The organism is Zoogloea sp. (assembly GCF_017302315.1).
Taxonomy (GTDB): domain Bacteria; phylum Pseudomonadota; class Gammaproteobacteria; order Burkholderiales; family Rhodocyclaceae; genus Zoogloea.
Map to the genome: position 1 here is coordinate 1 of NZ_JAFLDT010000108.1, position 11,232 is coordinate 11,232.

Annotated in this window: 9 protein-coding genes; 7 read left to right on the top strand and 2 right to left on the bottom strand. The window is 67.1% G+C overall.

Translation table 11 applies throughout. From position 1 onward, the window contains the following. On the bottom strand, positions 1–801 hold an 801-nt coding region (locus tag J0L98_RS19750), incomplete at its 3' end, for a PAS domain-containing protein (protein WP_296413691.1). Between the two features lie 126 nt (positions 802–927). Here J0L98_RS19750 and J0L98_RS19755 point away from each other — a divergent pair. After that, a complete protein-coding gene (locus J0L98_RS19755; RefSeq protein ID WP_296413704.1) occupies positions 928–2,451 on the top strand; it encodes an ATP-binding protein in 1,524 nt (507 codons plus the stop codon). Positions 2,452–2,482: 31 nt separating this feature from the next. After that, positions 2,483–3,157 carry a response regulator gene (locus J0L98_RS19760; protein ID WP_296413695.1) on the top strand — a complete coding sequence of 225 codons (675 nt, stop codon included), beginning with the start codon at positions 2,483–2,485 and terminating at the stop codon, positions 3,155–3,157. Here J0L98_RS19760 and J0L98_RS19765 read toward each other — a convergent pair. Then, positions 3,087–5,546 carry an EAL domain-containing protein gene (locus tag J0L98_RS19765; RefSeq protein WP_296413697.1) on the bottom strand — a complete coding sequence of 820 codons (2,460 nt, stop codon included), beginning with the start codon at positions 5,544–5,546 and terminating at the stop codon, positions 3,087–3,089. The genes J0L98_RS19760 and J0L98_RS19765 overlap by 71 nt on opposite strands. A 217-nt stretch (positions 5,547–5,763) precedes the next feature. Here J0L98_RS19765 and J0L98_RS19770 point away from each other — a divergent pair, with 217 nt between their 5' ends. The 5 genes from J0L98_RS19770 to J0L98_RS19790 form a co-directional block, all read left to right on the top strand. Next, the gene (locus J0L98_RS19770) at positions 5,764–6,894 is read left to right on the top strand and encodes an aminomethyltransferase family protein (protein ID WP_296413698.1); all 1,131 of its coding nucleotides are present in this window, start codon (positions 5,764–5,766) and stop codon (positions 6,892–6,894) included. 175 nt (positions 6,895–7,069) lie between these two features. Next, a complete protein-coding gene (gene purU, locus J0L98_RS19775) occupies positions 7,070–7,933 on the top strand; it encodes a formyltetrahydrofolate deformylase (protein ID WP_296413699.1) in 864 nt (287 codons plus the stop codon). 405 nt (positions 7,934–8,338) lie between these two features. Continuing rightward, entirely contained in the window at positions 8,339–9,580 is a 1,242-nt protein-coding gene (locus tag J0L98_RS19780) for an FAD-dependent oxidoreductase (RefSeq protein ID WP_296413700.1), read from the top strand. A 25-nt stretch (positions 9,581–9,605) separates the two neighbouring features. After that, positions 9,606–9,863 (top strand): sarcosine oxidase subunit delta, encoded by a 258-nt coding sequence (locus tag J0L98_RS19785; RefSeq protein WP_296413701.1) that lies wholly within the window; start codon positions 9,606–9,608, stop codon positions 9,861–9,863. Continuing rightward, the coding region (locus J0L98_RS19790) for a 2Fe-2S iron-sulfur cluster-binding protein (RefSeq protein WP_296413703.1) at positions 9,860–11,232 on the top strand (1,373 nt) is incomplete at its 3' end. The genes J0L98_RS19785 and J0L98_RS19790, both read left to right, overlap by 4 nt.

The following is an 11,232-nucleotide window of genomic DNA, read 5'->3' on the forward strand; positions in this document are numbered from 1 at the left end:
GGTCAGGGCGTCGCGCTCGCCGGCCTGCAGCTGGCGCAGGCCCTTGGTCAGGGCTGCCCGGTCTTCCAGGTGGAAGAGGGGCAGGAAGGGCAGGAACAGGCTGTCGCCCACCGGGCGGCCGCTGGCCTTCTCCCACTGGGGGTTGAGCCAGGTAACGAGCAACTGGCTGTCGAGGGCAAAGAGGATCTCGCCGGCGAAATGGGCCAGGCGGTTGCCCCACTGGCGGTCGGGTCCGGCGTCGGGAAGGTCGGCCGGGGCGCCGAACTGGAGCAGGGCGACGGGGGAGCGGTCGCCGCGGAACAGGCTCAGGCGGGCCAGCCAGGGTACCCCGTCGGCCCGCAGCAGGGTGATCACGCCCGCGTCGCCGGAGGCCGTCTCGGCAGCCAGCAGGGCGGTGAGGCGGCTGTGGTGCTTGGGATGCACGATGTTGTCGAGGGGCATGCCGATCAGTTCGTCACCGCGCCCCTCCAGCCCGAGGGTGCGCAGCAGGGCCTGGTTGGCATTGGCGATGCGCCCCCCTTCGGCGAGCAGGGCGGGCTGCCCGCTGTGCAGGGCGAAGTGGGCGAGCGGCTGGCCGGCATCGGTGCGATCCAGGGCCTGGATGGCGACCTGTCCTCCGCTGCCGAAGCGCAGGGCGGTCCAGGCCAGGGCGGGCAGCAAGGGCAGGCTCCACACCATGGGCGAGGCTTGGCCCGCGTCGCCGAGGGCGAGGGCAAGCAGGGCGGAGGCCAGCAGGGTGGCGAAGAGATAGAGGGTCATCGGGGGTGTTCGGCGGGGCGAGGCATGGGGTGCACAAAGCATGATTCACTCCACCGCCGGGGCATCCACCGGGGCCAAGGCCGTTGGCATGAGTTTCATGTGGGGCGCGAAAGTTGCTTTTTGGTTGAATGCGCCGAAGGGTGGCGCGTCCTCAAAGGCCCCTTGACCGTGCTCCATCGTTACCCCCTCCTGTCCCGCTTGAGCCTGATGCTGGCCTGCCTCGCGAGCATCGCAGCAGGCCTGTTCTTCAGCGCCGGCCTGGCCGTGCGCCTGGAACTGGCGGCCCAGGTGGCGCCGGGCGGGGTGGCCGCGTCGCGCCTGGCGGGGGTGGAGCTGATGCAGGCCGTGCTGGCCCTGCTGTTCCTGGCGGGTTGCGTCTTTACCCTGCGCAGCGCCTGGAAGGTGCTGGCGGTGCGCACCGATTTCGCCCTGGCTCGGGTGGCGGCGCACACTGCTGGTGCGGTGACGGCGCCGGCCGGGGGCGCCGACGAGATCGACCGCCTGGTGCGTGCCCTGGACGCGGTGGCGGACCAACTGGGCGGGCACCTGGCCGACGGTGAGCGCCTGTCGCGCCATGCCCGCGAGCATGAGCGTTTTGCCGCCCGCTCCCTGGAGTTCATCTACCGGGCCTGTGCCTGTCTGGCCGAGAACAGCGCCAGCACGCCCTGGCTGACGGCGCTGCTGGAAGACATGGCCGGTTGCCTGCAGGCGCGTTGCTGTTCGCTGGCCCTGCTCGATCCGGTGGCCGAGGGGCTGGGCGTGCCGGCGCAGTTGGGGGCGCCGCGCCTGGCCCGCCTGCTTGACGAATTCGACGCAGAGGCCTTGGCCCGGGGCGGCGGTCTGCGCCGCTCGGTGTCCGGCCCGGCGGGAGAGATGGTCGAGCTGGCCGTGCCGGTGCGTGATGCCGACAACATCTATGGGGTGCTGATCGTCGAGGCGCCGGGTGAATTCCTCTTCGAGAGCCGCCACAGCCGCCTGGTGGATGCGCTTGCCGGGCTGTTTGCCCTGTCCCTGGGCAATCTGCAGCGCAATCAGCGCCGCCGTCGCCTGGCCCTGATGGACGAGCGCAACGCCATTGCCGGCGAACTCCATGATTCCCTGGCCCAGGCCCTTTCCTACATGAAGCTGCAGATCGCCCGCCTGCAACTGGAGATCGGCCGCAGCTGCGCCGCCTGTGCCCCCGGTGGGCGGGTGCTGGAGGTGTCGGCCGAGATCAAGACCGGGCTCGACAGCGCCTACCGCCACCTGCGCGAGCTGCTCTCGGCCTTTCGCACCAGCATGCCGCCGGGCGGGCTGCAGCAGGCGCTGCGGGAGGTGGTGGAGGAACTGTCGGCCCGGGCCGGCACCGAGATCGGGCTGGACTACCGGCTGGGGGATGCGGCCCTGTCGGTGAATGAGGAATTTCACCTGCTGCAGATCGTCCGCGAAGCCCTGACCAACGTGATCCGCCACGCCCGCGCCGACCATGCCCTGATCAGCCTCGACTGCGCCGAAGGGGGCGAGGTGCGGGTGCGGGTGGAGGACGACGGCCGCGGCATCCAGCCCGACAGCGGAGGTGAGGGGCACCACGGGGTCTCCATCATGCGCGAAAGGGCTCGGCAGTTAGGCGGCAGCCTGAGCCTGCAGGCCGGGGTCGATGGCCTCGGCACCTGCGTCGAAATGCGCTTTCGCCCCCGTGCCACGGGGGCTTGAACCCGATGACTCAAACAAGGAAACGAGCTTGATGGAACATGCTATGACCGGCAGCCCGCCGATTCGCTTGGTGGTGGTGGACGACCATGCCCTTTTTCGCAAAGGGATTGGCCAGCTTCTTTCCATGTACGGTGACATCCAGGTGGTGGCTGAGGCTGCGTCGGGTGCCGAGGGCATCGAGGCGGTGCTCACCCACCGCCCGGACGTGGCCCTGGTGGACCTGCACATGAAGGGCCTCGACGGCATCTCGGTGGTGCGTGCCCTGCAGACGGCGGGCTCGGCGACCCGGCTGGTGATGCTGACCGTGTCGGACTCCAGCTTTGACGTGATGGAGGCCCTCAAGGCCGGGGCCAGCGGGTACCTGCTGAAGGACATGGAGCCCGACGAGTTCTGCCTCAAGCTGCGCCAGGTGGCGGCGGGGGGTACGGTGCTGTCGGCCGAGGTGGGTGGCCTTCTCGCCAAGCCCCAACCCCCCAGCCGCGAGAGCATCGACGCCGGCTGGGCCTCCCTCACCGTGCGGGAGCAGGAGACCCTGGAGCTGGTGTCGAAGGGGGCTTCCAACAAGATCGTGGCCCGCTCCCTCGGCATCGCCGAAAGCACGGTGAAGGTGCACGTGAAGCACGTGCTGCAGAAGCTCAACCTGCGTAATCGCTTTGAGGCGGCCGTGTGGTTGCGGGAGCTGCGGGAGGGGGAGCGAAATGCCTGAAAGAGGTGGGCGGCGGCAGCGTCGCCAGCCAGCGTCGGGCGATCTCGGCTGCGGGCATAGGGCGGGCCAGATGAAAGCCCTGTAGCTGGTCGAAGCCGGCTTCGCGCAGCATCGCGGCCTGGGCGGCGGATTCGATGCCTTCGGCGACGACGCTCAGCCGGAGGGCCTGACTGAGGGAAACAATGGTGCGGATGATGGCCTGGGAGGTGGGGTTGTGCTCCGCTTCCTGCACAAAACTGCGGTCGATCTTCATTACATCAATGGGCAGCTTGCGCAGATAGGCCAGGCTGGAGTGGCCGGTGCCGAAATCGTCGATGGCGATGCGGATACCCATGCGGCGGAGGTCGGCCAGCAGCGGAATGGTCGTTTCCGGCTGGGTCATGACCACGCTTTCGGTGACTTCGATCTCCAGGCTTCCGGTCGGAATGCCGTGACGGGTCATGCTGTTGCGGAGCTGGTGGGGCAGATTCTGGTGGATCAACTGACGCGCCGAGACGTTCACCGCGACTTTCTGCCAGCCGTAACCGGCCTGGTGCCAGGCGGCGATCTGGGCGCAGGCCTGATCAATCACCGTGCGCCCCAGTTCGTCGATGAGACCGGATTCCTCTGCCACGGGAATGAACAGATCGGGCGGCACGAAGCCGTGGCAGGCCCGATCCCAGCGCACCAGGGCTTCGAACCCGCAGACGTGGCCCAGGCGGGCATCGAATTTCGGCTGGAAGTGCAGGCCGAGCTGGTCCTGGGCAAGGGCGTCACGCAGGGCGCTCTCCAGCTCGCGGCGGATCGAGGCCTTCTCGGACATGGAGGCGTGGAAAAAGTCATAGCGGTTCTTGCCTGCGCCCTTTGCGGCATACAGTGCCATGTCGGCGTTCTTCATCAGCACTTCGACCGTATCGCCATCGTCGGGAAAGACCGTGATGCCGATGGAGGTGTTGACGTGCAGGCTGACCCCGGCGATCTCGACGGGTTTGCCCAGGGCTTCCATCAACTTGCCGGCCAGCAGCCCGCAGTCGTCGGGGTGGCGGATGCTGTTGAGGAGCACCACGAATTCGTCACCACCGAGCCTTGCCAGGGTGTCGGTGGCGCGTAGGCAGGAATGAAGCCGGCGGGCCACTTCCTTGAGCAGAAGGTCGCCGACATCGTGGCCAAGGGTGTCATTGATTGACTTGAACTGGTCGAGGTCGAGGAAGAGGATGCCCGCCCTGCCGTGCTGGCGCTTGCCCTGGGCGATGGCCATGCGCAGGTGTTCGTTGAGCAGGCTGCGGTTGGCCAGACCGGTGAGGGGGTCGTGGCAGGCCATGTGCCGGAGTTGCTCGTCCTTGTGGTGATCCTCGGTGATGTCGTTGAACACCGAGACGTAGTGGGTGGTTGTGCCGCTGGCATCGCGTACCGCATCGATGCTGCGCCGCTCGAGAAAGAGGCTGCCGTCCTTGCGCCGGCTCCACAGCTCGCCTTCCCATTTACCGGTCTCCACGAGCACTTCCATCATCTGCGCCTGCTGACGATCCGTCGCCCCCTCGGGGGTCAGCAGGCTCATTGATACGCCGATGGCGTCCTCGGCCGAGTAGCCGGTGATGCGCGTGAAAGCCGGGTTGACCTCGACCATCGTGCCATCCGGGTCGGTGACCAGCACACCTTCGGCGGTGTTCTGGATGACCGCGAAGGCCAGCCGATTGCGTTCGCTGCGGACGGCGACCTCCCGTTCAAGCAGGCTGTTCTGGGCCCGCAGGGCGGTCTCGGCAGTGCGCAGGTCGAGGTTGAGCTTTTCAACCTCGCCACGCTCCCGCTGCAGATCCGCGAGCAGGCCCTGGTTCTCGGTGCGCTTGCGAATGGCTTCAATGAGCAATTCGCGGGCGGTGGCGTGACTGAGCAGCATGACCACGAAGAAGCAGACCCCCAGCATGCTCAGGACAGGCCCAATGGTGTCCAGACGGATGAGCGCCGCGCCCGGGATCAGCACGCAGAACAGGTAAAGCCGGGCGGGCCATTTCACGGGGGCCAGCACGCTGGCCGCTCCGCCTGCCAAGCCGGCAAGAACGCACAGGATGCCGAACTTCTCGTGGTCGGATGCCGCCGGGAAGGCCACCACGGGCAGGCTGGCCCAGACCAGCGAACTGAGGATCAGCGGCCCGTTGAAGAGCCACTCCCGCAGACCGATGTTCAGCTGCTCCTGGTGTCGCAGTACGAAGCCGAGGATGACGGCCCTGCCCATGCTGATGACCAGGGCGCTGAAGGTCCACAGGGGGGCGATCAGGGTGTGCGTATCGAGCCAGCGGATCCAGGCGATGCCGATGATGGCCAGGATGGTCATGGGGATGCCGCCCCGTGCCTGACGGAAGGCCTCGCGGATGAGCGTGTCGCGGAGGGGGTCGGTGAAAAGGGGCGACAAGGTGACTTTTTGTGTCTGCGGATTTCGCCACTTTACTGAATTTGGCGTTTCCGCAGCAGGGCGGCCACGCCCCGCGTATTGACTATTGCACGCTCGGCCCCAAAAGGCCTGCTCGCGTCGCCCTCTCCCTGAAGTAGTACCAGAGTAGTATTTCCCGCTGCCGGCCCGGCTGGCCTAATGAACTCAATTCCCAAACCCTTTCAGCAAGGAGTTTCAAATGAGTTCATGGAGACTTTCGGTCCTCGCCGACCGCCATCGCGCCCTGGGTTCCGGCCTCGAAGACTGGAACGGCATGGGTACCGCCTGGACCTATTCCACCAGCCTGGCCGACGAGCACGCGGCCATCCGCACTACGGCGGGGCTGATGGATGTGTCCGGCCTGAAGAAGATGCACATCATCGGCCCCCACGCCGAGGCGCTGATCAACTTTGCCACCACCCGCAACGTCAGCAAGCTCTACCCGGGCAAGTCGGTGTACGCCTGCATGCTCAACGAGGCCGGCAAGTTCATCGACGACTGTGTGATCTACCGCAACGGCCCCAACAGTTTCATGGTGGTGCATGGCTCCGGCGCCGGGCACGAGATCCTGACCCGCGGCGCGGTGGGTCGCAACGTGGTGGTGCTGTTCGACGACGACCTGCACGATCTGTCCCTGCAGGGGCCGGTGGCGGTGGATTATCTGGCCAAACATGTGCCGGGCATTCGCGATCTGCCGTATTTCCACCACCTGCAGACGACCCTGTTCGGGCGTCCGGTGATGCTGTCCCGCACCGGCTACACCGGCGAGCGGGGCTACGAGATCTTCTGCAAGGCGGCCGATGCGCCCCTGATCTGGGACACCATCGTGGCCGAGGGCAAGGAGATGGGGATCATGCCCTGCTCCTTCACCGCCCTGGACTGGCTGCGGGTGGAGAGCTATCTGCTGTTCTACCCCTACGACAACTCCGACATGTACCCCATGGACGGCGAGCCCATCGGCGACAGCCTGTGGGAGCTGGGCCTGGACTTCACAGTGTCGCCGGGCAAGAAGGAGTTCCGCGGCGCCGCCGAACACTACCGGCTGCAGGGCAAGGAGCGCTTCAAGATCTACGGCGTGGAGCTGGCCAGCAAGGAAGCAGCCCTGGGGGGCGACGCCCTCTACGACGGCGACACCAAGGTGGGCTTCGTTACCTGCGGCATGGTCTCGCGCCTCACCGAGCGCTCCATGGCCATCGCCCGCCTCGACCCGGCCTACGCGGTGGCCGGCCGCAAGCTGGAGCTGCGTGGCGCCAGCCTCACCTGCGGTGCCACTACCCACACCCTGCCCTTCGACGACCCGCAGAAACTCAAGCGCACGGCCAAGGGCTGAGCCCTGTGTTCCCCGCAGGGGCGGCTTGCAGGGGCGACTGGTAGGGGCGACTTCAGTCGCCCACCGCCCGCCATCCACAGGCACGCCCTTGATCGAAGTCCGCGGGCGACTGAAGTCGCCCCTACAGAGTCGCCGAACGAATGGCCCAGCAGAGGCCGAGCAAAAGGAAAACAGCATGAGCACCCCCACCCGACGTTACACCCTGTCCCTGTCCTGCCCCGATCGCGTCGGCATCGTGGCTGCAGTCAGTGCCTTCCTGGCCCACCACAAGGGCTGGATCACCGAGGCCAATCACCACGCCGACGCCGAGGCCGGCCGCTTCTTCATGCGCCAGGAGATCCTGGCCGACTCGCTGCCCTTCGGCATCGAGACCCTGCGCGACAAGTTCGCTCCCATCGCCGCCGAGTTCCAGATGGACTGGCGCATCAGCGACAGCGCGCGCAAGAAGCGCGTGGTGATCCTGGTGTCCAAGCAGGAGCACTGCCTGTACGACCTGCTGGCCCGCTGGCAGGCCGACGAGCTGAACATCGAGATCCCCTGCGTCATCTCCAACCACGAAACCTTCCGTGGCTTCGTGGAGTGGCACGGCATCCCCTTCCACCATGTGCCGGTCACCCCCGACAACAAGCCCGCCGCCTACGCCAAGGTGGCCGACCTGTTCCGCGAAGCCGAAGGCGACGTGATGGTGCTGGCCCGCTACATGCAGATCCTGTCGCCCGAGCTGTGCGAGAACTACCCGGGGCAGATCATCAACATCCACCACAGCTTCCTGCCCAGCTTCGTCGGTGCCAAGCCCTACCACCAGGCCTACACCCGGGGCGTGAAGCTGATCGGTGCCACCTGCCACTACGTGACCAGCGAGCTGGACCAGGGCCCGATCATCGAACAGGACGTGATCCGGGTGGATCACTCGGACGCCCCCGACGACCTGGTGCGCTACGGCAAGGACATCGAAAAGGCTGTGCTGGCCCGCGGCCTGCGCTACCACCTGGAAGACCGGGTGCTGGTGCATGGCAACAAGACCGTGGTGTTCCGATGAGCCCGGCCACCCTCCGTAGGGGCGACTTCAGTCGCCCGCGGACGTCGGTCGGCGAACGGTGCCTGGAATTACGTGCGGATGGGCGACTGAAGTCGCCCCTACAGGGCGCCCCCATGGAAGCGTCAGATCCCGCCACGCCGCCTGCAGCCTTCCCCCGTAGGGGCGACTTCAGTCGCCCGCGGACGCCGGTCAGCGAACGGCGCCTGGAATTACGTGTGGATGGGCGACTGAAGTCGCCCCTACAGGTCGCCTCCGCAGAAGCGTCAGATCCCTCCACGCTGCCTGCAGCCTTCCCCCGTAGGGGCGACTTCAGTCGCCCGCGGACGCTGATCACCGGTTTGCCCTTCATCCCCGTGCTGCGGGCGGCTCTGGCCGTTTCCCGCATGGCTATCTGAGGACTCGAAAATGCCCTGGCGACTCCTGCGCTTTGCGCTGAACAAGAAGCATCCGGAGCCCCGGATGTTCACCTTCCACGAGAAGCTCAAGTCGAGCTACGACGTGGTCATCATCGGGGCCGGTGGCCACGGCCTGGCCGCCGCCTACTACCTGGCCAAGGAGCACGGCATCACCAATGTGTGCGTGCTCGAAAAGGGCTACATCGGCGGCGGCAACACCGGTCGCAACACCACCATCATCCGCTCCAACTACCTCACGCCCGAAGGCGTCAAGTTCTACGACGAGTCGGTGAAGCTGTGGCAGGACCTGTCCACCGACTTCGACCTGAACCTGTTCTACGCCAACCGCGGCCACTTCACCCTGGCCCACACCGACTCCGCCCTGCGCACCATGCGCTGGCGTGCCGAGGTGAACAAGCACTACGGGGTGAACTCGGAAGTGGTGGGGCCGGAAGTGGTGAAGGAAGCCGCGCCGATGATCGACCTGTCCTGTGCCGGCCACGCCCCCATCCTCGGCGCCCTGTACCACGCCCCCGGTTCGGTGGCCCGCCACGACGCGGTGGCCTGGGGCTACGGCCGCGGCGCCGACCAGCGCGGTGTGGAGATCCACCAGCAGACCGAAGTGCTCGGCATCGACGTGCAGGCCGGCAAGGTCAAGGGCGTGAAGACCTCCCGCGGCTACATCTCCACCGGCAAGGTGCTGTGCGCGGTGGCGGGCTCCACCCCGCGTATCCTCAAGATGGTGGACGTCAAGACGCCGCTCTACATCCACCCCCTGCAGGCCATGGTCAGCGAGCCCATCAAGCCCTGGCTCGACCCCATCCTGGTGTCCGGCAGCCTGCACGTCTACATCAGCCAGTCGGCCCGCGGCGAGCTGGTGATGGGCGCCTCCCTGGACCCCTACGAGCTGCACGGCACCCGCTCCACCCTGGATTTCGTCGAAGGTCTCAGCACCCACATGCTGGAGATGTTCCCCTTCCTCTCCGGCGTCAAGGTGATGCGCCAGTGGGCCGGCATGGCCGACATGACCCCCGACTTCGCCCCGATCATGGGCAAGACCCCGGTGGAAGGCTTCTACCTGGATTCCGGCTGGGGCACCTGGGGCTTCAAGGCCACGCCGGTGTGCGGCAAGACCATGGCCCACACCCTGGTCAATGACACCCCCCATCCGCTGATCACCGGCTTCTCCATGGACCGCTTCCGCAACTACGCCCTCACCGGCGAAAAAGGCGCAGCGAGCGTCGGTCACTGAGTCGGCCACAGAGAGGAAACCCACCATGAAGATCCTGACCTGCCCCCTCAACGGCCCCCGCCCCGTCTCCGAGTTCTTCTACTGGGGCGAAGTGCGCCCCATGCCCAACCCGAGTCTGGCCAGCGACGACGAATGGGCCGACTACGTCTTCAACCGCAACGGCGCGCCCGGCGTGAAGAAGGAGTGGTGGTGCCACACCCCCAGCAACACCTGGTTCATCGCCGAGCGTGACACCGAGAAGGACGTCGTGCTTAAGACCTATTTTTATCAGGGAGAAGAATGATGCGATTGCCCGCCACCAGCGGCGAGTGGATCGACCGCTCCCGCCCCCTCGAATTCCACTTCGAAGGCCGCAGTTACAAGGGCTACGAAGGCGACACCATCAGCTCGGCCCTGTGGGGCGCCGATGTGCGCGTCCTCGGCCGCAGCTTCAAGTACCACCGGCCGCGGGGCGTGCTGTCCCTGGCCAACCATGACACCAACGCCCTGCACCAGCTGGGCGGCACCCCCAATGTGCGCGCCGACGTCACCCCGCTGGTTGCCGGTATGGACCTCCGCGCGGTCAACACCTTCGGCAGCCTGGAGGGCGACAAGGGCCGCTTTCTGGGCAAGATGGCGCGCTTCCTGCCGGTGGGCTTCTATTACAAGGCCTTCCACACCCGCAAGCTCTTCCCCATGTGGGAGCGCATGTTCCGCTACATGACCGGTCTCGGCCGGGTGGACCTCCAGGCCCCCCACCGCAGCACCCCCAAGGCCTACGACTTCTGCGACGTGCTGGTCATCGGCGCCGGCCCCTCCGGCCTGTCGGCGGCCCTTTCCGCCGCCGCTCAGGGCGCCGAGGTGGTGGTGGTGGACGAGAACGCCCGGGCCGGCGGCAGCGCCAGCTACCAGCTCGGCAACGAAGCCAGCCGCCGGCGCCTGCTTGCCGAGCTGCTCGTCCAGGTGGCCGCCCAGCCGCGTATCCGCGTGCTCACCGGCACCTACGCCGCCGGTTACTACAAGGACCACTGGATTCCCCTGGTCAGCTCTGATCGCATGCTCAAGATGCGCGCCGGCAGCGTGGTGGTGGCCAGCGGCGCCTTCGAGCAGCCCGCCGTCTTCCACAACAACGACCTGCCCGGCGTGATGCTGGCCAGCGCTGCCCAGCGCCTGATGTACCGCTACGGCGTCAAGCCGGTGAACAAGGCCGTGGTGCTGGTGGCCAACGCCGACGGCTACCGGGCCGCCCTGGATCTGCTGGCCCAGGGCGTCGGTGTGGCCGCCGTGGTGGACCTGCGTTCCACCGCCGGCAGTGCCGACCCCCTGGCGCGCCTGCTGCAGCAGTCCGGCGTCGAGATCCTCAGCGGCCACACCGTGGTCGAGGCCCTGCCCGACGGCAAGGGTCTGTGCGCCGGCGCCCGCGTCGCCGCGCTGCAGGCCAACGGCACCCCCGGCGTCCCGACCCGCGACATCGCCTGCGACGGCATTCTCATGAGCGTGGGCTGGGCGCCCGCCGCCAACCTGCTGTACCAGGCCGGCACCCGCATGCGCTACGACAAGAAGGTCGAACAGTTTGTCCCCGACGTGCTGCCCGAGGGCGTGTTCGCCTGCGGCCGCGTCAATGGCGTGCATGAGCTGGCCCGGCGGGTGGCCGACAGATCGGAAGAGCGGCG

What these genes read in the sequence shown, in the direction of transcription:
- purU (WP_296413699.1), top strand. Translation starts at nt 7,070, where the DNA reads ATGAGCACCCCCACCCGACGTTACACCCTGTCCCTGTCCTGCCCCGAT.
- J0L98_RS19785 (WP_296413701.1), top strand. Translation starts at nt 9,606, where the DNA reads ATGAAGATCCTGACCTGCCCCCTCAACGGCCCCCGCCCCGTCTCCGAG.
- J0L98_RS19770 (WP_296413698.1), top strand. Translation starts at nt 5,764, where the DNA reads ATGAGTTCATGGAGACTTTCGGTCCTCGCCGACCGCCATCGCGCCCTG.
- J0L98_RS19780 (WP_296413700.1), top strand. Translation starts at nt 8,339, where the DNA reads ATGCCCTGGCGACTCCTGCGCTTTGCGCTGAACAAGAAGCATCCGGAG.
- J0L98_RS19760 (WP_296413695.1), top strand. Translation starts at nt 2,483, where the DNA reads ATGGAACATGCTATGACCGGCAGCCCGCCGATTCGCTTGGTGGTGGTG.